Annotated in this window: 21 protein-coding genes and 1 other RNA gene; 7 read left to right on the top strand and 15 right to left on the bottom strand. The window is 63.8% G+C overall.

What is annotated here, in order from left to right; translation table 11 throughout:
* Window positions 1-3: 3 nt before the first annotated feature.
* The 7 genes from NDB2M4_RS08400 to NDB2M4_RS08370 all read right to left on the bottom strand — a co-directional run bounded on the left by NDB2M4_RS08400 (window position 4) and on the right by NDB2M4_RS08370 (window position 9375).
* Window positions 4-3123 (bottom strand): efflux RND transporter permease subunit, encoded by a 3120-nt coding sequence (locus NDB2M4_RS08400; RefSeq protein ID WP_072373018.1) that lies wholly within the window; start codon window positions 3121-3123, stop codon window positions 4-6.
* Entirely contained in the window at window positions 3120-4466 is a 1347-nt protein-coding gene (locus NDB2M4_RS08395) for an efflux RND transporter periplasmic adaptor subunit (protein ID WP_072373445.1), read from the bottom strand. The genes NDB2M4_RS08400 and NDB2M4_RS08395 overlap by 4 nt, the downstream gene beginning before the upstream one ends.
* A 314-nt stretch (window positions 4467-4780) precedes the next feature.
* Complete coding sequence (locus NDB2M4_RS08390; protein WP_072373014.1) at window positions 4781-6058, bottom strand: NCS2 family permease; 1278 nt, start codon at window positions 6056-6058, stop codon at window positions 4781-4783.
* 49 nt (window positions 6059-6107) lie between these two features.
* Entirely contained in the window at window positions 6108-6437 is a 330-nt protein-coding gene (locus tag NDB2M4_RS08385; protein ID WP_072373011.1) for a hypothetical protein, read from the bottom strand.
* A 158-nt stretch (window positions 6438-6595) separates the two neighbouring features.
* Window positions 6596-7864 carry a GGDEF domain-containing protein gene (locus tag NDB2M4_RS08380; protein ID WP_171988055.1) on the bottom strand — a complete coding sequence of 423 codons (1269 nt, stop codon included), beginning with the start codon at window positions 7862-7864 and terminating at the stop codon, window positions 6596-6598.
* Window positions 7865-7979: 115 nt separating this feature from the next.
* Window positions 7980-8222: a GlsB/YeaQ/YmgE family stress response membrane protein gene (locus NDB2M4_RS08375; protein WP_210186520.1), complete on the bottom strand. Its 243-nt coding sequence runs from the start codon at window positions 8220-8222 to the stop codon at window positions 7980-7982.
* Between the two features lie 76 nt (window positions 8223-8298).
* Window positions 8299-9375, bottom strand: coding sequence for an alpha-hydroxy acid oxidase (locus NDB2M4_RS08370; RefSeq protein WP_072373002.1), 1077 nt, complete (start codon window positions 9373-9375; stop codon window positions 8299-8301).
* A 193-nt stretch (window positions 9376-9568) separates the two neighbouring features.
* Here NDB2M4_RS08370 and NDB2M4_RS08365 point away from each other — a divergent pair, with 193 nt between their 5' ends.
* The 3 genes from NDB2M4_RS08365 to nspC all read left to right on the top strand — a co-directional run bounded on the left by NDB2M4_RS08365 (window position 9569) and on the right by nspC (window position 13507).
* A complete protein-coding gene (locus NDB2M4_RS08365) occupies window positions 9569-10786 on the top strand; it encodes a saccharopine dehydrogenase family protein (RefSeq protein WP_072373442.1) in 1218 nt (405 codons plus the stop codon).
* 124 nt (window positions 10787-10910) lie between these two features.
* Complete coding sequence (locus tag NDB2M4_RS08360; RefSeq protein ID WP_072372999.1) at window positions 10911-12248, top strand: lipase family protein; 1338 nt, start codon at window positions 10911-10913, stop codon at window positions 12246-12248.
* Between the two features lie 98 nt (window positions 12249-12346).
* Window positions 12347-13507: a carboxynorspermidine decarboxylase gene (gene nspC, locus NDB2M4_RS08355; protein WP_072372996.1), complete on the top strand. Its 1161-nt coding sequence runs from the start codon at window positions 12347-12349 to the stop codon at window positions 13505-13507.
* Here the strand turns inward: nspC and mntR are convergent.
* Window positions 13504-13968, bottom strand: a complete 465-nt coding sequence (gene mntR, locus NDB2M4_RS08350; protein WP_072372992.1) for a manganese-binding transcriptional regulator MntR — start codon at window positions 13966-13968, stop codon at window positions 13504-13506. The genes nspC and mntR overlap by 4 nt on opposite strands.
* Before the next feature lie 151 nt (window positions 13969-14119).
* Between mntR and NDB2M4_RS08345 the strand changes: the two genes are divergently transcribed.
* Window positions 14120-14956 (top strand): transporter, encoded by an 837-nt coding sequence (locus tag NDB2M4_RS08345; protein ID WP_139247148.1) that lies wholly within the window; start codon window positions 14120-14122, stop codon window positions 14954-14956.
* A gap of 2 nt (window positions 14957-14958) precedes the next feature.
* On the opposite strand, the gene NDB2M4_RS08340 is transcribed toward NDB2M4_RS08345, so the two are convergent.
* The 3 genes from NDB2M4_RS08340 to NDB2M4_RS08330 form a co-directional block, all read right to left on the bottom strand.
* Window positions 14959-15852, bottom strand: coding sequence for a LysR substrate-binding domain-containing protein (locus NDB2M4_RS08340; RefSeq protein ID WP_072372986.1), 894 nt, complete (start codon window positions 15850-15852; stop codon window positions 14959-14961).
* Window positions 15853-15874: 22 nt separating this feature from the next.
* Entirely contained in the window at window positions 15875-16963 is a 1089-nt protein-coding gene (locus tag NDB2M4_RS08335) for a YeiH family protein (RefSeq protein WP_072372983.1), read from the bottom strand.
* A gap of 107 nt (window positions 16964-17070) precedes the next feature.
* Window positions 17071-17661, bottom strand: coding sequence for an NADPH-dependent FMN reductase (locus NDB2M4_RS08330; RefSeq protein ID WP_072372980.1), 591 nt, complete (start codon window positions 17659-17661; stop codon window positions 17071-17073).
* A gap of 219 nt (window positions 17662-17880) precedes the next feature.
* On the opposite strand from NDB2M4_RS08330, the gene NDB2M4_RS08325 reads away from it, so the two are divergent.
* A complete protein-coding gene (locus tag NDB2M4_RS08325; protein ID WP_139247147.1) occupies window positions 17881-18267 on the top strand; it encodes a DUF7282 domain-containing protein in 387 nt (128 codons plus the stop codon).
* Between the two features lie 32 nt (window positions 18268-18299).
* On the opposite strand, the gene NDB2M4_RS08320 is transcribed toward NDB2M4_RS08325, so the two are convergent.
* From NDB2M4_RS08320 to NDB2M4_RS08305, 4 genes are all read right to left on the bottom strand, one after another.
* Window positions 18300-18773 carry a hypothetical protein gene (locus tag NDB2M4_RS08320; RefSeq protein WP_072372973.1) on the bottom strand — a complete coding sequence of 158 codons (474 nt, stop codon included), beginning with the start codon at window positions 18771-18773 and terminating at the stop codon, window positions 18300-18302.
* Between the two features lie 3 nt (window positions 18774-18776).
* Window positions 18777-19022, bottom strand: coding sequence for a hypothetical protein (locus NDB2M4_RS08315; protein WP_072372970.1), 246 nt, complete (start codon window positions 19020-19022; stop codon window positions 18777-18779).
* A gap of 41 nt (window positions 19023-19063) precedes the next feature.
* Window positions 19064-19447, bottom strand: coding sequence for a hypothetical protein (locus tag NDB2M4_RS08310; protein WP_072372967.1), 384 nt, complete (start codon window positions 19445-19447; stop codon window positions 19064-19066).
* A gap of 216 nt (window positions 19448-19663) precedes the next feature.
* Window positions 19664-21493 (bottom strand): phosphoenolpyruvate carboxykinase (GTP), encoded by a 1830-nt coding sequence (locus tag NDB2M4_RS08305; RefSeq protein WP_072372964.1) that lies wholly within the window; start codon window positions 21491-21493, stop codon window positions 19664-19666.
* A 611-nt stretch (window positions 21494-22104) separates the two neighbouring features.
* Between NDB2M4_RS08305 and rnpB the strand changes: the two genes are divergently transcribed.
* Window positions 22105-22554: RNase P RNA component class A (gene rnpB, locus NDB2M4_RS08300), an RNA gene on the top strand.
* Between the two features lie 186 nt (window positions 22555-22740).
* Window positions 22741-23061: a hypothetical protein gene (locus NDB2M4_RS08295; RefSeq protein WP_072372961.1), complete on the top strand. Its 321-nt coding sequence runs from the start codon at window positions 22741-22743 to the stop codon at window positions 23059-23061.
* The last annotated feature ends 1 nt before the right edge of the window (window position 23062 follow it).

Raw genomic sequence — 23062 nt, 5'->3', positions numbered from 1 at the left:
CGGCTACTCGGCTGGGGCGCTGGCGCCGGTAGAGACGTCATGCTGCGGCGTCGGCGTCGAGGACAGCCGCGCGCGCAGGCGCTCCATGGCAAGATAGATGACCGGCGTGGTGTAGAGCGTCAGAAGCTGGCTCAGCAGCAGGCCGCCGACGATGGTGATGCCGAGCGGATTGCGCAGCTCGGAGCCGACGCCGCTCTCGATTGCGAGCGGCAGGGCGCCGAACAACGCGGCGAGCGTGGTCATCATGATGGGGCGGAAGCGCAGCAGTGCGGCTTCGACGATCGAGTCACGCGGGGAGAGGCCGCGTTCGCGCTCGGCGTCGAGCGCGAAGTCGATCATCATGATGGCGTTCTTCTTGACGATACCCATCAACAGCACGATGCCGATCAGCGCGACGAGCGACAGATCGAGGCCGGCATACATCAGTGCGAGCAGGGCTCCGATGCCGGCGGACGGCAGCGTCGTCAGAATGGTGAAGGGGTGCACGAAGCTCTCGTAGAGCACGCCCAGCACGATGTAGATCGTCACGACGGCGGCGAGGATGAGCCAAGGCTGGCTCTTGAGCGATGAAGCGAACTCGCTGGCGTCGCCGAAGAAGCTGCCGGTGACCGAGGACGGCATGCCGATCTTGGCTTCGGCTGCGCTGATGATGTCGACGGCATTGCTCAACGCTGCGCCGGACTTCAGATTGAAGCTGATGGTCTCGGAGGGGAACTGGTCTTGGTGGCTCACGGCGAGCGGGGCGGTGGTGTAGGTGATCTTGGCGATCGCCGTCAGCGGCACCTGTGCCCCGCTGGACGAGGGGATATAGAGGCGGGTGAGCTGCGAGGGGTCGCTGCGGTATTGCGGCATCGCTTCCAGCACGACGCGGTACTGGTTGGCCTGGGCATAGATGGTCGAAACCTGCCGCTGGCCGAACGCGTCGTTGAGCGCGTCGCTGACCGCCTGCACGGTAACGCCGAGGCGGCCGGCGACATCGCGATCGACATCGACGCGCGTCCTGAGGCCGGTGTCCATCGTCTCCAGGTTCACCTCGCTCAGCATGGGCGACTGGGAAAGCTCCGCGGCGAGCTTGGTCGTCCATTCGCGCACTTCGTCGGCGTCGGTGCTGACGAGCGTATATTGATACTGCGCGCGGCTGGAGCGGGTGGCGATCTGGACGTCCTGCACCGCCTGGAAATAGACGACAATGCCGGGAATGGACGAGACCGCCTGTTGCAGCCTGTCGATGATGGCGGGTGCCAATGCGCTGCGGTTGTTGCGCGGCTTCAAGGTGATCTTCAGATGCGAAACGTTTGGTGTCGGGTTCAGCTGCCCGACGCCGACGACAGAAACGACGCCCTGAACGTCGGGGTCCTTGCGCACGACAGCAGTAACTTCGGCCTGCAAGCGGCTCAGCTCGGTGAAGGAGACCTGAGGCTCGGCTTCGAGGGCGGCGGTGATGAGACCGGTGTCCTGAGGCGGCAGGAAGCCCTTGGGGATGATGATGTAGAGCCAGATGGTAATCACCAGGGTCGCTACAGTGGCGAGCAGCGTCAGTGTCTGGTGGCGCAGCACAAGTTCAAGCGTGCGGCGGTAGCCCTCGATCACCATGTCCATCAACCAATTGAAGGCGCGGCCGAGCCAGTTGCCGCGTCCCTCGGGCTGATGCTTCAGCAGCTTGGCGGCCATCATCGGGGTCAACGTCAGCGAGACGATGGCCGAGACGACGACGGCGATGGTGAGGGTCAGGGCGAACTCGCGGAACATGCGGCCGACGAGGCCGGTCATGAACAGCAGCGGGATGAACACGGCGACGAGCGACAGCGTCAGCGAGATGACGGTGAAGCCGATCTCGCGCGCACCATCGAGGGCGGCGCGCAAAGGCTTTTGTCCCTTCTCGATGTGGCGGACGATGTTCTCGATCATGACGATGGCGTCGTCTACGACGAAGCCCGTGCCGATGGTCAAGGCCATCAGCGACAGGTTGTCGAGCGAGAAGCCGCAGAAGTACATCACCGCGAACGTGGCGATCAGCGACACAGGTAGCGCGACGCCGGCGATAATGGTGGCGCGGACGGAGCGCAGGAACACCAGCACCACCATGACAATGAGTGCGACGCTGAGGACGAGCGTGAACTGCACGTCGTGGATCGAGGCGCGGATGGTCTCGGTGCGGTCGTGCACCAGCGTCAGCTTCACGCTGGTGGGCAGTGCGCGTTCCAGGCGGGGCAGCTCGGCCTTGAGGCGGTCGACGGTGTCGATGACGTTGGCGCCTGGCTGGCGCTGGACGTCGATGATGACCGCGGGCGTGCCTTGATACCAGCCGCCGACGCGCGAGTTTTCCAAGCCCTCGGAGACTTCGGCGACGTCTCTCAGGCGAACCGGTGCGCTGTTGCGGAAGGCGACGACGATATCGCGATATGCTTCGGCGGACGAGATCTGGTCGTTGGCCGAAATGGTGTAGCTCTGGTGCGTGCCGTCGAGCGAGCCCTTGGGGCCGGCGACGTTGGCGGTGGTGATCGCGGTGTTGAGGTCGAAGATCGACAGGCCGTAGGCGGCGAGGCGGCCGATGTCGGCCTGGATGCGGACCGCGGGGCGCACGCCACCTTCGACCGAGACGTGGCCGACGCCCGTCACAGTGGAGAGCCGCTGGGCGATGAGCGTGTCGGCGAGATCAGAGAGCTCGCGCATGGGCACGATGTCGGAGGTGATGGCGAGCGTCACTACGGGCGCGTCGGCCGGGTTCACCTTCGAATAGGTTGGTGGATAGGGCAGGTTACGCGGCAGCGTCGAGCCGGCGGCGTTGATCGCCGACTGCACGTCCTGTGAGGCAGCGTCGATGTCACGGCCGAGGTTGAACTGCAGCGTTATGAGGCTGAGCCCGTAAGAGCTCGTGGATGTCATGGTCGACAGGGCCGGGATCTTGCCGAACTCGCGTTCGAGCGAGGCGGTGACCAGCGTCGACATGGTCTGCGGGTTGGCGCCGGGAAGCTGGGTCGAGACCTGAATGGTCGGGAAGTCGACCTGCGGAAGCGAGGAGACCGGGAGCCAGAAGTAGCCGAGGGCGCCGCCGAGGATGGTGGCGAAGGCGAGCAGCGAGGTCGCGATCGGCCGCGTGATGAAGGGGGCCGAGACGCTCATGGCGTGGTGCCGGACGGATTACCGGCTTCCCTCCGCGGTCCGCGTTTGCCGGCGCCGCGCTTGCCGTCCTTGTGACGACCTTCGCCGCGCTTCTTGCCCTGGCGGAACTCACCGCGCAGGTCGCCCTGCATGGCGGGCGTCGCCGTCATGATCGAAGATGTCTCGCCGCCGTTCGCATTGATGGCCTGCGGCTTGTCGCCGTTGGCCGAGGGTGCTGTTCCGGCGGGCGGCGCTATGGTGACATCCGCGCCGTCTTTCAGTCGCGCAAAGCCGGTGGTGACGACTGGCTCGGCCGCCGCGAGACCTTTGGTGATGACGGCGATCTTCTCGTCCTGCTGGCCCAGGGCGACGCTGCGCACGGCGGCCTTTCCGTCCTTGATGACGTAGACGAAGGCTCCATCAGGGCCGCGCTGCACCGCGGACGTGGGCACGACGACGACCTGTTGCAGCGTGTCGAGCAGCAAGCGCACGTTGACGAACTGACCGGGCCAGAGCTGCAGGTCCTTGTTGGGGAAGTCGGCCTTGAGGCGAATGGTGCCGGTGGTCTGGTCGACCTGATTGTCGATGACCTCAAGCTCGCCAGTGTCGAGCACGTTCTTGGAGTCCGTTTCGAGGGCTTCGACTCTCAGCGCGCGCTGAGCAACCGCCTTGTTGATCTCTGGGAGATCCTGCTGTGGCAAGGTGAACAGCACCGAGATCGGTTGCACCTCGGTAATGACGACGATGCCGGCGTCGGAAGCGCGGACCAAGTTTCCGACATCGATAAGACGCATGCCAGTGCGGCCGCTTATCGGCGCCACGACAGTGGCGTAGCCGAGGACGGCGCGGGCGTTCTCGATAGCTGCGTCGTCGGATTTGATCTGGGCTTCGAGCTGGGCGACGAGCGCGCGCTGGGTGTCGACCGTCTTCGCTGCGATCACGTTGGAGGAAAGCTGGTCGTAGCGTTCGAGATCGCGCTTGGCGTTGGCGAGCTGGCTCTCGTCGAGCGCCTTCTTGGCGACCGCCTGGTCGAGCTGGGCCTGAAACGTGACGGGATCGATCTGAGCCAGCAGATCACCGGCTTTGACGTCCTGGCCTTCCTTGAAGTTGATCGAGAGGATCTTGCCGTCGACCTGCGGGCGCACGGTGACAGTGTTGCGTGCTTTGGCGGTGCCGACCCCCTCGAGCCACACGGGTACGTTCTCAAGCCGGGAGTTAGTCGTGACGACAGGCACCGGGCCGTCCATGCGGCCGAAACGACCTTGCCGCTGGTTCTGGACCGTACCGGAAGAGAAGTGAACGGCGGCGGCCGTAAGTCCTCCAATAACGAGGATCGCAAATAATGATTTGAATAACTTAAGCACTTTTGCGACCCTGTCCCGTGAGCCCGACCAGACCAGGCGCCGCAAAGAGGCAACAGTGCGGCGTCTAGGGTGAAAACGAGCGGTACGGCTAAAAACCGTCGCGACCGTTCACCGTGATTGTGACAGGCATCCGCGGTTCTGGCTGCTCAGTCGGCGAAAAAGTCCGCTACCGATCCAGGTGGGCGACGGCCGCTCGCTACAAGCAGCCGGAATTTGCTGCATTCGGCGCGACTAGCGGGATCGCCTGGCAGTCCGGCGTGTGGTGATGCTGCAACTATAGGGCTAAAGAACGTCCGCGGCCAGCCCGGGTGGGCTCAAAGCAGTGCGAAGCGCAGCACGAAGATGGCCGCGAGCGCCAAGACTGCGGCCGGGACCTCGCGCCAGCGGCCGGCGAGCAGCTTGATGCCGGCATAAGCGATGAAGCCGAAGCCGATGCCGTCCGCGATCGAGAACGTGAGCGGCATGGCGATGATCGTGATTGCCGCGGGCACGAACTCGGTGGCGTCGTCGAAGTCGATGTCCCTGGCGCCGGCGGTCATCAAGCAACCGACGAAGATGAGGGCGGGGGCGGTGGCGAAGGCCGGGATCGAGCCAGCGAGGGGTGCGAGGACGAGCGTCATCAGGAAGAGCGCGGCGACGGTGATGGCGACCAGTCCGGTGCGGCCGCCAGCGTTCACACCGGCGGCGCTCTCGATGTAGCTCGTGGTGGTGGAGGTGCCGAGGGCGGCGCCGGCCATGGTCGAGGCGGAATCGACGACGAGTGCGCGCTCGAGGCCGGGGAACGAGCCGTCGGGGCGCGTCAGACCTGCCGCCCGCGCCACGCCGATGAGGGTACCTGTGTTGTCGAACAGGACGATGAACAGGAACGTCAGCACGATAGGAAGCATCGCGAGATTCCACAGCGCAGGGAAGTCGAGCTTCATGAAGACGGGTGCGATCGACGGCGGTGCGGAAGCGATGGCCGATACAGGCGTGAGGCCGAAGAGCAAGGCAGCGAGATAAGCGAAGATGATGCCGATAAGGATAGCGCCGGGCACGCGGCGAGCATCGAGCGCGGCCATGAGAATGAACGCTGTTGCGGCGATGGCAATGCCGGGCGATTTCAGGTTGCCGAGCTGGACCAGCGTTGCGGGATCGGCGGCGATGAAGCCTGCGGCCTGCAAGCCGATGATGATGAGAAAGAAGCCGATGCCGACGGAGATGGCGAGCTTCTGGGATTTGGAAATGCTGTCGATGATCCAGCGGCGCAGCGGCGTCACGCTGATGATGAGGAATAACACGCCGGAGGCGAACACCGCTGCGAGTGCAGCCTCCCACGGGATAGCCTCACCCTTCACGACGGAGTAGGTGAAGTAGGCGTTGAGGCCCATGCCCGGCGCAAGGGCGATGGGGAGGTTGGCGTAGAGTCCCATCAGCGCAGAGCCGAAGGCGGCGGCGAGGCAGGTGGCGACGAATACAGCACCGTGGTCCATGCCGGCGTCAGCGAGGATCGCCGGATTGACGAAGGCGATGTAGACCATCGTCATGTATGTCGTCACGCCGGCGAGCAGTTCTGAGCGGACGTTGGTGCCGTGCTCCTTTAGCTTGAACATTGCCCCACATCCCCCTCTGCGAGGCACCGCTATGAGGGTGCCCGGTGCGCTATTGTTGTGGCGGCGTCGTACCGCTGTAGAAATCGCGCGGCATGCCGATGGGCCCTGCACCCTGCGCCTGGGCGCCCTGCTTCTGCTTTTGCATCTGCATTTGCATAGCGCGCTTGCGGGCGGCGGCCTGAGCCTCCTGCACGGCCTTGCGCTCTGATGAATCTGGCTTGCGCTTGACGCAATAGAAGATGGCATCCTTCATGGACGTCTTCTTGCGGAGCTTCTGCGCTTCCTGCTCGCACATGGCGACAGTAGGGAACTTCTGCGTCGTCATCCGCTTGGGGCCCGAGGCCAGGCTCATGACGGCGTAGAGTGTCGCGGCATCCATCTCTGTTTCCCTCGCGTATCGCCGGGTGGCGATGCTGGTGCGCTCGCGGGCGCTTGTTCGTGCGCCATGGCGGTCGCACTCGACGGAGAAGCCGCAGTACCTACCTTACGCGATTGCTGTTTTTCAAGTCGTCAGGACGCCGGAGGGCTGAAAGGTCGCTATGCCGCGTCGACGGACCCGCGGTAGCGGCGTGTGCGCATGGGGTTGGCGGCCTCGGAGCGATCATCAAACCATCTTGGCGTGGTTGTCTCGACACTCCAACCATCGAATTGGCTGGGATCGGATGGCGTCACGGACTGCACCCGGTTGCGCCCTGCCAGCTTGGCTGCATAGAGGGCGCCGTCCGCGCGATGGAACAGGCTGCCGATGTCGCATAGGGCGTCATTGGACGCGGCGACGCCGATGCTCACCGTGCCCGACACCTCATGGCCTTCCACAACCGTTGCAGCGGCGGCGAATGCCAGCCGGACGTCCTCCGCCGCCTCGGTGGCTGCGCGCAAACCGGCGCCCGGGAGAATTGCGGCGAACTCCTCGCCCCCCAGGCGGCCAACGATGCAGTCCTCGTCGAGCGTGTCGAGCAGGGTCTCGGAAAAGAGCTTCAGCACCTGATCCCCGAGGCGATGGCCGTAGGTGTCGTTGATCTTCTTGAAGTGATCGAGGTCGAAGACCAGGACGGAGATGGACATGGCTTCGCCGTTGGAAAATCTCTGCTCCTCGGTGAGCGCGTCGGCGGCATCGAACAGGGCACGGCGGTTGGGCAGGCCGGTCAGGGAATCGGTCAACGCGAACATGCGCTGGCGGACTTCCTCACGCTCTTTGACGATAGCGAGCACAACAAACGCCAGCGCAATACGGCCGAGGAGGGCTATGAGAACGACGGCTGGCATCCAGGCGCTGGCGTAAACGAGACCGGCTTCGCGCACGGGCATGGTCAACGTTAGTGGCATCCAAGCGAGGTAGCTGAGGCCGAGCACGGCCAGCAGTACGATCGCAGGCCAGCGTGCGACGAGGCGCTCATTATGCTGGCGCGTGAATTCGGCGGCTGCGAAGAGGTAGAGGATGCCGAGCAGCGTGCTGGCGAGGATCAGGCGCTGATCGAACGAGACTGCAATGCTCGCGCAGAGGATGATGAAGGTGCAGGGCCAAACCGCGACCAGAAGCGGGTTTAGCGAGCGCCCCGCGAATTCGCGTATGGCCATCCATGAGATGGCTGCCGAAAGAACCATCAGCGACTGGCCGAACGCCGACAAAGCCTGATCGTTGACGAAGGAAGAGGCGGCAGCAAACGCGATGCCGGATGCCATCAACAGTTGGCCCACACCCCACCAACCGATGAGAGGGTTGCTGCGTTCGCGCCACCAGACGAAACACAGCAGCAAGCCGACGAGCGTCGTTGCCGACAGGGACACGAGCGAAATGGTCGGCATATCGAGAATCATTGTCAGCCCAAACGGACGATCCGGTGTCGGATCATTGCGATCGGGGCATAATCACAGAGGGCCGTTGCTGGGGTTTGTAGAAATTCGGTGAAATTGTACGCAATCAGCGCTGCCGCAGCAGACCCAGCAGAAACAGAAGGATCACGGCGCCGAGCGTCGCGGCGACAAAATTAGCGCCGGTCGATTCCGGAACGATGCCGAGCTTGGGCAGAATGAGGCCGCCGATGCAGGCGCCTAAAATGCCAATGACGATGTTTCCAACGAAGCCATAGCCGTAGCCGACCACGATCTTGCCGGCGAGCCAGCCGGCCAGGGCGCCGATGATCAGCCAGCCCAGAAAAGACATCGGTGCAAGTTCCATGGTGCCACGTCCCGTTCAGGAGGATCGAATTGCCTGCACGTTAGCACAACCTTCGCCCGGCTCACCGCCGGATGAGATTGGCGCGGGGGATGTCGGCGAGGGTAGCGCACCCCGTCAGCGCCATGGCAATGGCGAACTCGTCGCCGAGTAGACGCAACACGTGCGCGACGCCGAGCGGACCGGCGACGGCGAGCCCATAGACGATAGGACGACCGACGAGAACGGCGCTGGCGCCGAGGGCCATCGCCTTCAAGACGTCGGTGCCGCGGCGGATGCCGCCGTCCATCAGCACGGGGATGCGCCCTTCGATCTGGCTGACGACCGAGGGCAGGAGGTCGAGGGTCGGCGGGATGGTGTCCAGGGTGCGGCCGCCGTGGTTGGAGACGATGATGCCGGCCGCGCCGCTGGCAACGGCAAGCTCGGCGTCGTCAGAATGGAGGATGCCCTTCAGGACTACGGGAAGCTTGGTCTCTCCGATGATCCATTCGACGTCCTCCCAGGTTGGGGCGAGCGCCATGAGCTGCTCAAGGCCACCTGAGGGGAGCTGCGCGTAGCGAGCGAGGTTTGCGGCGGCGATGCCGGTCGGGAGAGCAAAGGCGGCGCGACGCTCGTGATCACGTACGCCATTGATCGGGGCGTCGACGGTGAGGACCAGGGCCTCGTAGCCGGCGGCCTCGGCGCGGCGGACAAGGTCGAGCGTGTCAGCGCGCTGGGGCTGCAGATAAAGCTGCAGCCAGCGGCGCGGTCCGGCCACCGCGGCCACGTCCTCCAAGGTCTCCGAGGAGAGCGTACTGAGCACGAGGCCCGCTTCCTGCGCGGCCGCAGCGGCGGCGGTGCCCAGCTCTCCATGCGGGTGTGCGAGCCGATGGTAGGCGACTGGGGCGAGAAGGATCGGATGGGAAAAGGCGCGGCCGAACAATTCCAGCCGGGAATCGGCGCTGGCGGCTCCGCGCAGCACGCGCGGAAGAAGCTGGAGCCGGTCGAACGCCTCGCGGTTCCAGCGCATGGTGATTTCATCGGCGGCGCCACCGGAGAGAAATGCCCAGGCCTTGGGATGGAGACGCTCCGATGCGAGGCGCTCGTAGTCCGCCAGGCTGACGGCTCCGGCAGGGATTTCGTTGTGAGATTGATCAGTCACGGCCGCCCCTGCACGCCCTACGCCTGTGCTTCAAGGAGGCAGAAGACAGTTTTGCGTCGCATTCGCAAGCTCTGTCACAAATAGGCGTTAAGCACATAGGTATTGTACTCGGGGTGCGGCTGCACTAATTCCCTCGCCTCGGAGCGGCATGGGCGTGCTCCAGGCTTCCATCCTTGTCAGCGGGAGATGCGAATTGGAAGGTGTCCTCATCATCGGCGCCGGCGCGGCGGGTTCTGTTACCGCACAGAAGTGCGCGATGAACCGCGACGTGTTCAAGCGGGTGCATCTGGCCTCGCGCCGGATTGCCAGCTGCGAAGCGGTGGCCAAGCGCTGCGTCACGCCGATCGAGATCAGCCAAGTCGATGCCGATAACGTCGCCGAGACGGTGGCGCTGATCAACAAGGTCAAGCCTGACCTGGTGATCAACATGGCGCTGCCGTATCAGGACCTGCCGATCATGGATGCCTGCCTGGAAGCGGGCGTGCACTATATGGACACCGCCAACTATGAGCCGCGCGACGTCGCGAAGTTCGAGTACTCGTGGCAGTGGAAGTATCAGGACCGCTTCAAGGACAAGGGGATCATGGCGATCCTCGGCTGCGGGTTCGATCCCGGGCAGTCGAACATCTATTGCGCTTACGCGCAGGAGTTCCTGTTCGACACGATCGAGACGATCGACATCATCGATTGCAATGACGGCAGCCACGGCAAGGCGTTCGCCACCAACTTCAATCCGGAGATCAATCTCCGCGAGGTGACGCAGCGCGGCAAATATTGGAAGAACGGCGAATGGATCGACATCGATCCGTTGTCGATCTCGGCGATGATCGACTATCCGGAGGTCGGTCCGCGCAAGAGCTACCTCATCTATCACGAGGAGGAAGAGAGCCTCGTCGAGAACATCCGCGGCCTGAAGCAGATCCGCTTCTGGATGACGTTCTCGGACAACTACATCAAGCACCTCGAAGTGCTGCAGAACGTAGGCATGACGCGCATCGACCCCGTCATGTACAAGGGCAATCCGGTCATTCCGATGGAGTTCCTGAAGGAGCTGCTGCCGCCGCCGTCGTCGCTTGGCGAGGGCTATACCGGGCGCACGTCGATCGGCTGCATCTTCACCGGTACGAAGGACGGCAAGCCGAAGCGCGCGATGATCTACAACGTTTGCCATCACGAGCAGGCGTTCAAGGAGACGGGCGCGCAGGCGGTGTCGTACACCACGGGCGTGCCGCCGGTCGTCGGCGCGATGATGCTGTTCAACGGCTCCTGGAAGAAGCCGGGCGGCGTCTACAACGTCGAGCAGCTTCCGCCGAAGCCGTTCATGGATGAGATCGGCAAGCAGGGGCTGCCGTGGCACGTGCGCGAGCTCGATACTGCCGAGCAGGCCGAGCTGTTCGCCGTGAAGACCTGATCCCTGTTTTTCTGAGCAGCGGGTTGCAATTAAAGGGTGGCTCATGCCACCCTTTTTTGTTGTCATATTTCGTCCGGCATCATGGGGGAAACGTTGCCGAGCGACCGCGTACCGGCGGAGGATCATGTCTCAAGCCAGCGAGCCGTCGGGGGCCGCGGAGCCGCCGAGCGCTCCCGCAGCACGCCACGTCGTGGTGACGGTTCACGGCACTAACAGTCAGCATGATGACGATGCCGGTGAGCGCTGGTGGCAGAGGGGTTCTGAGTTTGCCAATCAGCTGACCGAGGCGCTGGCAAAGCGCGGGATCGGCGACGTCGAGATCCTGCCGGTGCATTGGACGGGCAAGAATTCGGATTTCGACCGGCTGCTGGGTTCGCTCAATCTGGCGCGGACGCTCGCCAAGCTGGAGAAGTCCGGCGCTTCCTATTCGATCATCGCGCACAGCCACGGCGGCAACGTGACCGCGGAGGCGCTGGCACTGATGCCGCCTTCGCCGCTGCGGGGCGGAGTGGTGACGTTCGGCACGCCGTTCTTCAAGCGGCGCCTCAAGACGGTGCCGTGGCTGATCGCGCTGTTCCAGGCGGTGATGGGGTTCGTCATCGCGCCGATCATGGTCTGGTACCTGGTGACGATCCTGGGCTCGGGCACCAACAAGATCATCGAGACGCTCGTGTTCTTCGGCGGCCTGCTGGCGCTTTCTCTCTGGAGCGCGTGGCGCGGCCTGCGCACGCTACTATGGCGTCGCCGTAATCGCGCGCGCTGCAGCCGCGGCATCCGCGACGAGCAGTGGCTGGTGATCCACAGCCCGCGCGATGAAGCGATGCGGCTACTGGAGACGGCCGCGGCGATCTCGCCGCAATACGTCACCGTCGCCAGCGCGCGGCGCTCGCTGACGGCATTTGCGCGGCTCGCTGGCGTAGTCGGCACCGTCGTCTTCTTTGCGGCGACCGCGGGCTACTTCTTCACGCCACTGATCGAGAAGTTTCGCGCGGGCGAATTCGGCCTCGGCGCTGCTGCGGACCTGACATTTCTGCTGCTGGTTCCGCTGGTTTATGCCGCTATTTTTGGCGCAGTTGTGCTGATTGCGCGGATGGGCGGGGCTTGGCTGTGGGCGAAGACGCTTACGGGGGCAATTCATGGCGGCGTGGTGGGCGCTGCTTACGGCGGGGATGGCGCCTATGTGCTGACGGGCGTCGGCCACCTGCCGCCGTACGTAAAAGTGGTGCGCGAGGCGCGGCTCGAGGTCGTCAATCTCGGCGGCATCGACGACGAGGCAATCTTCGTTGCTGCGCACAAGCTCTATTCATCGGTGGTTGCCGCCGATGGGCCGGAGGGCGGCCTCGCCGACCCCGATACGATGTGGAAGCACCTGAGCGATGCGCTGTACCACAACGCCTATATGCGCGATGAGCGGGTGATCGAGACCGTCAGCAATCATCTGGCTGACATGCGCGGGCGCTAGGGCCTTTCCGCTACGCGCTGTCACTTTCAACTGGCGCGCGGCAATGCCATATAGCTGGCCCCGGAAGATGGTCTGCCGGCACCTTGGGATTTTCTGCCATGACGTTGAAGCTGCCCGCCGAGATGGCGACGCCTGCCTATGTGCTGGATGTTGCTGCGCTGAAGCGCAATCTCGAGACCGTCGCGCGCATCCGCCGCGAGGCCGGCTGTAAGATCCTGCTCGCCACCAAGGCGTGGGCGATGCCGGCGGCTTTCCCGCTGATGCGCGATGTGCTGGACGGCTCGACGGCGAGCGGCGAGTTCGAGGCGCGCATGGGGGCGGAGGAGTTCGGCAAGGAGGTGCACGTCTACGCGCCGGCCTACTCGCCAGGTGAGGTAGAGCGCCTGGCGGGCATTGCCAACCACATCTATTTCAACTCGCCGGAGCAGATGGCGCGGTTCGGCGGTATCGCCAAAGCTGCCGGTGCGAAAATCGGCGTGCGCATCAACCCGGGCTATTCCAATGCGACGCTGGGCGGGGCGCTGTATGATCCGTGCGCGCCGTGCTCGCGTTTTGGCACGACGCGCGAACAGATCGACGAATTGCCGTGGGGCGAGATCGATATCTTCCATGCGCACGCGCTGTGCGAGAGCATGGCTGATGGCTCCGTCGGGCTGATCGAGCGGGTTGCGCGCGATTTCGCGCCGTACATCCGTCAGGTAAAGGCGGTGAACTTCGGCGGCGGCCACTTCATCAACAAGCCGGGCTATGACGTCGACAAGCTGATCGCGGCGATCAAGGCGTTCCGCGCGGAGTTTGGCGTGGAGGTCATTTTAGAGCCGGGTGGCGGGATCGTGGTCGATACAGGCTACCTTGTTGCCTCGGTGATCGGACTGCACTGGAACGCGAAGAACATCGCCATTCTCGACACGTCGGCGAGCTGCCACATGCCGGACGTGCTGGAGGTACCGTATACGCCGCAGGTGATCGGAGCGGACAAGGCTGGCGTTCACGCGCACGACTACATCCTCGGCGGCAAGACGTGCATGACGGGTGACATCATCGGCGAATATTCATTCCCCGAGCCGCTCGAGGTGGGGAGCCGGATCGTGTTCACGGACATGATGCAGTACTCGTTCGTGAAGAACACCACGTTCAATGGGACACCGAGGCCGGACCTCGCCATTCTCGACGAGGACGGCAGCTATCGCGTGGTCGGCACGTTCGGGTACGACGACTTCCGCCACACGCTCGGCGCCAAGGCGGCGGCGAAGGTTTAGTCGCGCGGGCGGCGCTGCTTGGCGAGGTGCCGGCGGAAGGCTTCGAGCGTCGTTTTGCTGACGTGATGCTCGATGCCTTCGGCGTCGGCCTCGGCGGTCTCGGGATCGATCCCCAAAGAGATCAGCAGGTCGCGCACGACCAGGTGGCGCTCGCGTGAGGCGGCGGCCAGCTTGCGTCCCTTATCGGTGAGGAAGATGGCCCGGTAGGGCTCGCTGGTGACGAAGCCGTCGCGCTGCAGGCGCTGGATGGTGTTGTTCACGGTCGCCTTGGTGACACCGAAGCACTCGGCAAGATCGACGAGGCGCGCTTCGCCCTTCTCGCCGATGAGCTCGGCGATGATCTCAACATAGTCTTCGGCGGTTTCCGACTGATGCGCATCGCGCACGCGGCGAAAGCGCTCGGCGTGGTCGGCCGGCGCGCGCGGCTGGGCTGTCGAGGTTCTTTTGCGTGGCGAATCCATGCCTTGCGTTTTAGCGCACTCCCGGCTTGACAACAAAAGTTAGCGCAACCTAACTTAGCTACAGCTAACTTAGTTGTTGTGGGCTGACTGACGTTCGTCGGCTGGGTGAGGGGACGAGCCGGTGAGTGCGTCGACAAGCAGAAGTGCTGCCGTGGGGTTTGCTCTGGCGTTGGCGGGTGCTGCCAATGCGGGCGACAAGGCGCAGTACAACCTTTTCAATCCGACTCCGCGCTCGATGATGCGCGAGATGACGACCGACCGCCCGGACACTACCGAGGTGCCGTTTACGGTCGATGCGGGTCATTGGCAGACAGAGACGACCGCGTTCGGATACGCGCGATCGAGGCCAGATGCGGATGGGATCGCAAGCGATAGCTATGAGTTCGCCGGAACCAACTTGCGCATAGGTCTGACGAACGACGCGGAGCTGAGCCTCGTGTGGCAACCGTATGGGCTGCTGCGAACGGGAGGCGGGGACGGTGCCGTATCCGAGCGCAGCGATGGGATCGGCAGTGTTGATGTCCGCGCCAAGATCAATCTATGGGGCAATGACGATTTTCAACAGCGCGGTTCGGCAGCGGCGCTCTTGCCGTTCGTGACGCTGCCGACCGACGCTGACAATGGCATCGGCGCGTCGGACGTCGAGGGTGGGTTGGTAGCGCCGATTGCATTTTTGCTGCCGGCGCAGTTCGACCTCGGCATCAACATCGGCGTGCTCGCCGTTAAGAATGAAAGCGGGCGAGGGTATCACGCGGAATACATTACGACGTCTGCGCTGTGCTATGACTGGACCGACAAGTTCGACACCTATGTCGAGTTCGTTGGCGTGTTCGGCACCGATGATCCGCGCGGGGATGAGGTGATGGTGGGCGGCGGCTGGACATATGCGCTGACCGACAACGTGCAGCTCGATGGTGGAATCAACTTCGGGCTGACCGCCGCCGCCGACCGCTACAACCCGTTCTTCGGCATATCGGTGCGCCACTAGGCTTACGGCTTCGGTTTGCGGTCCGGAATCAGCGCGAGGAAGGCGGCTTCGGCGCGGCTCACGTGGCGCTCCCGGTGGCGAAGCACCTGGAACGTGCGCTCTGAGAGGGGCTCCTTCGGCGTTGCGAGCTCGCCGAGGCGCAATCCGGCGTCGGCGACGAGTGCGGATACGACGGTGGCGCCGGCGCCTGCCGCAACGGCTGCGAGCACGGCCTCGTTGGAGGGCAGCTCCAGTGCGATATCGAGGTCGGCGGGCGAGATGCCGAGGCGCTGCAGGGCCAGCTTGAATTCGGCGCGGGTGCCCGAGCCCTGCTCGCGCAGCACCCAGCGGGTTTTCTTCAGATCGGCAACCGAGAGCTTCGATTTGCGGGCGAGCGGATCGGCCTTGGCGAACACGGCGATCATCCTGTCGGTGGCGACCACTTCGCCTGAGAGCTGGGGATCGTCGATGGCGCCCTCGACGAAGCCGAGGTCGGCGAGGCCTTCGCGCGTCGCGGAGGCGACCTGCTGCGTGTTGCCGGCAATGACGTTCAAAGTGATGCCTGGATAGCGCGCGCGGAAGCGGGCGATGAACTGCGGGAGCCAGTAATTGGTGATGGTCTGGCTGGCGTAGAGCGTGAGCGCGCCGCGCTTGATGCCGGCAAGGTCGGTCAGCGTTCGCTCCGCTGCCGTTGCGCGCGCCAGCACCGCACGCGCTTCGGGGAGAAATTCCTCGCCGGCTTTGGTGAGGGCGATGCGGCGGCCGATGCGGTCGAACAGGGCGACGCCGTAACGGCCCTCCAGTGCGGCAATGGCGGCGCTGGCGGCGGACTGGGTGATGTTGATCGCTTCGGCTGCGCGCGTGACGTGCTGACGCTCGGCAACGGCAACGAAGATGCGCAGTTGCTCGAGCGTCATGGCGTTAAGCTCCGGGGGTGGATCAGCCCGCGAGAAGAATGAGCGTCAGGCTGAAAGCGGCGATAAACAGCGAGGCGGTGGCACCGAGGATCAGCGGCCGGGCACCCTTGGCGCGCAGCTTGGCGATGTCGGTTTCGAGCCCCATGGCGGCGAGCGACATCGACAAAAGGAACGTCGTGGTGCCGGCGGTCCATGCCTTGGCGTCGGCAGGGATGGCGATGAAGCTGTTGATGCCGATCAGCGCGATGAAGCCAAGCACGAACCAGGGAATGGGCGGGCGACCGGCGCGGCGCTCCGCGGATGCACTGGCGCCGAGGGTGGTCGCTGCCTGGCGGGCGGCGATGAGGCCCAGCGTGATCACAACGGGTGCGAGCAGCATCACGCGGCTGAGCTTGGCAATGGTTCCGAACTCGCCCGACGCGGTGCCGCCCTGGAAGGCCGCGGCAACGACCTGCGCCACCTCGTGAATGGAGGCACCGGCCCAAAGGCCGAAGGCGTGCGGGTTCAGCTGCAGCAGCGACGACAGCAACGGATAGCTGATCATGGCGATGGAGCCGAAGATCGTCACGCAGGCGATGGCGTAGGCGACGTCCTCGTCCTCGCCTTGAGTCACGGTGTTGGTCGCGATCACGGCCGAGGCGCCGCAGATCGAGGTGCCGGCGGCGATGAGCTGCGTCAGCTTGCGGTCGACGCCCATCATGTGGCCAAGCCAGGTGGTGAAGGCGAAGGTGACGATCAAGCTGGCCGCGATGATGAGGAGACCGCTGGGGCCGACTTCCACCACCTGTCCCGCGGTGAGTTGCAGGCCGAGCAAGATCACGCCGAGGCGCAGCACGCGGCGCAGTGAGACCTTCACGCCCGGCTTCGCCCATGCGGGCGTGCCGATGATGTTGTGCAGGGCAGTGCCAATGACGATGGCGAGGATCAGCGGGCTCAGAGCGGAAATGCCGGGAACCTGATGGGCGAGGAAGGCTGCACCCGCGATGCCGACCGTCAGTCCGATGCCGGGCAGCGCCTGCGTGAAAGCGTGGAACGGCGACTGGGCCGTCGCCTGTGATGGCGTTGAGGGCTGGCAAAGCGCGGGGCCTTCGGCTGCGGCAGTGGTGGGCATCGGGATTCTCCTTCGATGCGCACCCTCCAACAAAGCGAATGATCGATCCAACGCATTATAGCGATGGAATCAATCGAATTCGTTTATGAATTGAAGCGGAGGCCGGTTCAGTAAGGCGGGGCCTTGGCGGCTCGCTGGGCTTTGGCGGCCGCGGTCCACCAGGCAAGGTCGTCGGCAAAGCGCGGGAAGCTGTCGGCCAGGGCCTTGCCGCCGTCCCCAGTCGGATTGCCGCTGCCATCCAGCGCGGCGCCGATCGGTCCGACGGTGAGCGTGCTGGAGATGACCGCCATGCCCATCTCCGACAGCGTGCCGTGCCAGAGGAAGTTGGAGCGCGCGCCGGCGAGGCGGCCCGCGGAATAGCTGGCGATGGCGGCGGGGCGCCAGAACCATTCTTCGAGGAAGTGGTCGGTGAGGTTCTTGAGACCGGGCTGGTAGCCCCAATTGTATTCGCCGACGACGAAGAGGAACGCATCGGCCGATTTGATCTTTTGCGCCAGCGCTTCCATTGCGGGCGGCGCGGTGCCGGGATCGTACTCCTTGTACATGCGGTCGAGCATCGGCAGGCCGACGGCTTTGGCGTCAATCAGCTCGGCGTCTTCGCCGCGTGCCTTCAGTTGCGCGACGAGATAGTCGGCGAGGCGGATGCCCATGCGATCGCGGCGGTAGGAGCCGTAGAAAACAAGGATCTTGTTCGGCATGGGGGTGGTCCTCGCGTTCTGCGTTGGCTCTGGCAGTGTGTGGCGGGCAGGTTCAACAATCCGTAAGGCGGCGGAAAGTTGCGGTGGGGCGGAGGGATTCTTAGGTCGAAGGTATGCGGCGCGGGGAGCTCCTAAGCTGTTCACCGTCTCTAATGGCGCGCTGCTGGGCACGGCTGGGTCGAGGCCCTGCCGCCCTTCCTCTCTCTCAGGAGGCAGACAATGAAATCATCTGCAAAATTTGCTCGCATGCTGCCGGTCGTCGGAATGGTGCTCGCCATGGCGAGCGTGGCGCACGCGGAAGATATTCTCCCCTCCGTCACGGCGCTCAATCAGAAGCCGAAGAACGATGCGGTATCGATCACCTACGCATACCTGCCGCAGAACGGCAGGCTGGTGATCCTGTCGGGTGATCCGGCCGAGAAGTCGTCGGCTTCGTTGATCGGGGCAACGGACCTCGACGCCGGTGACCACCGCAATGTCGCGGTGAAGCTGACCAACGAGCCGAAGCCGGGCGCGCATGTGTGGGCCGCGGTGGAAGAGTCGAAGGCGAACAAGGTGTTCCCGGGTAGCGATGAGCGCGCCGAGCAGAGGTTCATGATCATGTGAGGCAAGCGCGTGAGGCCGGAGAGCTTACGGCCTCATGCGTCGACGAGAAGGAGCGCGCGCGCGGGCTTGCGGCGTGCCGTTGCCCTCGTGGGGCGCAGTGCTGTCGCCAGCAGGTTGCGAATGGCGAGCCACTCCATCTCCTGTTCGAACAGCCGGTCGAGGTGCTTTGCGAGGATGTCATCGGCGACGACATCCTTGCTGGCGCCGACGGTCATGGCGCGCCGCTCGTTGAGGATTTCGGCGAGCGCCTGCGTTGCGTCCTTGCTGAGCTTATCGACGGCGATAACACCAGCTGCAAACTGATCCTGCGGGTGCGCGGCGTCGATGATGGGCTGTTGCTCGGCATGCTTGCGCAGCGCGTCCCAGACAATCTTGTGCGCGGCCAAGCGGATGGGCAGGCGCTCAATGATCGTGTAGCGCGGCGCCGCTGCCGGGTCGGACTTTGTGCCTTTGGCTTTGCGCTTTGCAGGCGGGTCGTGCTGGGCGAGGCAGAGCAGCTTGGCCATGGCTCAATCCCTCCCCGGCCCGAGAGCAAGGGTGACGCGGACCGGATCACCGGCACGGTTCTTTAGGGATGCGCGGTCGTCGTTGTAGTCGGCAACAGCGCTTTGCGCCGTCTTTGCCGCGCTGGGCGCCCGGATAATGACCTCGCGCACATCTGCCCGCGTATGAATGGCCGCTCCGGCGATCTGCTGCACCATCGGACGCGTGACGCGTCCGCTCTTGAACTCGATAGCAATCTCGTAACTCGGCATGACACAACTCGACTGTTGAACACTACGCGGACTGTTGGGCGCTACTCGTATTTCTGGCTGACGATCATCTTTCGGATGCGGCCGGCGACGATGCGGGCGCCGTGCTCGGTTGGGGTGATGATGCGCACGACGACATCGATGCCGCCGTCGGCGCTCTTGGGGAGGTCGTCGACGGATTCGATGGGGAGGCCGTGCGTGGTGATGAACTCGACGGTCGGCCAGCGCTCGAGGGCGTCGAAGAGGCGAGTGAACTCGTCGCGATGGAAGCGCACGCCGCGCTCGCGCGGGGTCAGGGCATTGGCGGCTTCGTCTTGGCGTTTCAGGAAACGGAGGATGGCAGAGGCGTCGCGGACGACGGGAACATCGACGGCAATTGCGGACGATCGCGTGGCGCCTGCCAGCCAATCGACGACGAACCGCAACATCGCGTACCCCATGCAACAGTTACCACATGGTTAACGTAAGTGCCGCCACAACTCGCGCAAGTGCTTGTTTTTAGAGGCATATGCATCGTTTTTGGGGTGCGAGTCGTTTTTGTTTGGAAATTATGGCCTTAGCTTTCGCGAAAAAATTCGATTGGAAATGAAAAAGGCCGCGCGAAAAGCTTTCGCGCGGCCCGAATTGCCCAGAAATTGCCTTGATCAGGCGAGGCGTCGCTCCAATGCGTCGAGTTCGTCATTGAGCTGGCGCGGCAGCTTGGCGCCGAAGGTTGCGAAGTGCTGGCGGATGGAAGGGATCTCCGACTTCCAGCCTTCCTTATCGACGCTCATGAGGTCCTTGAGGTCGTTCGGATCGACTTTGCAGCCTCTGGTGTCGAGCGAAGATTCTGTCGGCAGGCGGCCGATGGGAGTCTCGACGGCTTCCGCTTTGCCGTCGCAGCGGTCGAAGATCCACTTCAGCACGCGGCTGTTGTCGGAGTATCCGGGCCACATGAATTTGCCATTGGCGTTCTTGCGGAACCAGTTGACGTAGAAGATCTTCGGCATGTTGGCGCCGCCCTTCTCGCCCATCTTCAGCCAGTGGGCGAAGTAATCGCCCATGTGGTAGCCGCAGAAGGGCAGCATCGCCATCGGGTCGCGGCGCAATTCGCCGACCTGTCCGGCGGCGGCAGCGGTTTTCTCGGACGCCATGATGGAGCCGAGGAAGGTGCCGTGCGCCCAGCTCAGCGCTTCCATGACCAGCGGGACAGTCGAGGCGCGGCGGCCGCCGAAGAGGATGGCGTCGATCGGTACGCCGTTCGGGTCCTCCCACTCCGGCGCGATGACCGGGCACTGGCCGGCAGGTGCTGTGAAGCGGGCGTTGGCGTGGGCGGCGGTGCGGCCGCATCCTGGCTTCCAGGAGCGGCGCATCCAGTCGACGAGATGCTCGGGCGCCTTTGCTGTCGCGCCCTCCCACCAAGCGTCGCCGTCGTCGGTGAGCGCGACGTTGGAGAAGATGATGTTGCCGGTGAGCGTCATCATCGCGTTGAAGTTGGAGTCGTTGCCCGTGCCGGGGGCAACGCCGAAGAAGCCGGTTTCCGGGTTGATGGCGCGCAGGCGGCCATCGGGGCCGAACTTCATCCAACAGATGTCGTCGCCGATCGTCTCGGCCTTCCAGCCGGGGATGGTGGGCACGAGCATGGCGAGGTTGGTCTTGCCGCACGCGGATGGGAAAGCGGCGGCGACGTACTTCACGCGGCCCTGGGGATTGGTGAGCTTGAGGATGAGCATGTGCTCAGCCATCCAGCCTTCATCGCGCGCCTTGACGGTGGCGATGCGCAGGGCGTGACACTTCTTGCCGAGCAGGGCGTTGCCGCCGTAGCCCGAGCCGTATGACCAGATCTCGCGCGTTTCGGGGAAGTGGGAGATGTACTTGGTCTTGTTGCACGGCCAGGGCACGTCAGCGCTGGTGGGGGATGAGAGGGGGGCGCCGACAGTGTGCATACCGCGGACGAAATCGTCGGAGTTGCCGAGCGCCTGCCAGACCTTGGAGCCGACGCGGGTCATGATGTGCATGTTGGCGACGGCGTAGGCGCTGTCGGTGACCATGACGCCGATGCCGGCGATGGGAGAGCCGATGGGGCCCATCGAATAAGGGACGACGTACATGGTGCGGCCGGCCATGGCGCCGTCGAACAGCTGCGACAGCGTCGCCTTCATCTCGGCGGGGTCGCGCCAATTGTTCGAGGGGCCGGCATCTTCCTGGGATTTCGAGCAGATAAAGGTCTGGTCCTCGACGCGGGCAACGTCGGCGGGGTCGGAGCGGACGAGGATGGAGTTGGGGCGTAGCTCTTCGTTCAGGCGGATGGCCGTGCCGCTGTCCACAAGCGTCTTAACAAGCGCCTGATATTCCTCAGGAGATCCGTCACACCAGTAGACGCTTTCAGGCTTGAAGAGGGCCTTTGCCTCTTCGACGAACGCCAGGACTTTCGGATTGGCGGTGGGAGCCTGACCGTAAGCAGTACCTGCACTGATCTGGGTCTGAACGTTCATCGGCGGGTTTCCTCGAAGCTCGTTTTTTTGAGGCTAAGCTTTCGATCCCAGCGTTATCACTTAATACGAATGTGTTTCAAGCAATTGGACGCGAAACGCGGGTAAGTACCTGCGCTTGCCGCACCGCACCCAAAAGGGTGGACGACTGACTTAGGTCAGCGTGGGTGGCCAATGGGTAGTGTCACGGTGTGACGGAGAGCCGTGATCACGAGGCCAGATCGATGCTCTGGCACGATTATCAATGATCCTTCCCGCTCTGAGCTGTCGATTGTGGGTAGGTTTATGTGACTTTGTCGTTACCCAAATGGGTAGGTTCATTTTCGTTTCGTCGGTCGTGCGGTGCAGCATGTAAGGCCGTATGAAATGGAGAAGTGCAATTGGCCGAGACGGCAAATAGGCTCCCTGAAATAGTCAAATGTATTCCGCCAATTACAGCCCATTGCTGTCGTTCTGAATTGGCTTACTCGGCACGCTATGCGGCGGATGGAAAGTGGCTTGCGAGGATCTCATTCGTGCCGGTGGGGTGCTGAAGGTTTTTCCGTCATCCTCGCGCCGCCGCTCCCTTCCCCTGGGGGTTGACGCAGCTTCTGCAAAGACCCTTATTCCCATCGTCAGCTGGCCGGACGGCCGCTGCCGGATTGCGGGCGTCTATGGTCCATCAAGCAACGCCGGTGGAGGAAAGTCCGGGCTCCATGGAGACACGGTGGCGGCTAACGGCCGCCGGGGGCGACCCCAGGGAAAGTGCCACAGAAAGCAAACCGCCCGGCGAAGCTTCGGCGAAGCGGGGTAAGGGTGAAAGGGTGCGGTAAGAGCGCACCGCGCCGGCGGCAACGTCGGTGGCAGGGCAAACCCCACCGGGAGCAAAACCAAATAGGGGTGGCCGGGCGCGCCGAAAGGTGGCGCCAGGTCCGTCTTCAGACCCGCCGCCCGGGTTGGTTGCTCGAGGCACTCAGCAATGGGTGTCCCAGATGAATGGCCGTCGCGGAGCCTTTGGCCAACACCCGGCAAGCCGGTGTTGGGCTAGCTCCAGACAGAACCCGGCTTACAGGCCAGCTGACACTTTCCTATCTCAAATTAGCTGTTGCGCCGGCATCGCGAGAGGGTGCGCGCCGGTGATGTCCCGCAATCGGGCAGGCGCCAACTGCACTTTAATTTCTTGTGTCTTAGTATTTGATTTTGCAGTCAAAATTTCAATCCGGCAGTAAGCAATCGAAGTTAGCTTCGCATGAGGGTTCAAGGAGGGTTTCATGCGTAAGCTGCTCATGTCATTGCTGTGCGCCGTAGCGGCTGTCACGGCGTTCGGCGTCACCGCCGACAACGCGGAGGCTCGCGCGTACCGCTGGTATCGCGACTACGCTCCGCTCTATCCGGAAGTCTACTACGGCCCGCCCGTCGTCTACGTGGTGCCGCCGTCCTATTCCTACTATCCGCGCAAGGTCTATTCGGGCTGCTGCGGCTATGTCGTCGGTCCGGCCTACACCTACTATCCGGCTCCGGTGTACGTGCCGCGTCAGCGCTACGTGCAGCCCTACGTCTACGCACCGCGTCAGCGCCGCTGCTGCTGGTAAG

It is taken from the genome of Hyphomicrobium sp. NDB2Meth4 (assembly GCF_900117445.1).
Lineage (GTDB): Bacteria > Pseudomonadota > Alphaproteobacteria > Rhizobiales > Hyphomicrobiaceae > Hyphomicrobium_A.
Note: the sequence above shows the minus strand (reverse complement) of the source record. Positions and strands in the feature narration are given on the sequence as shown.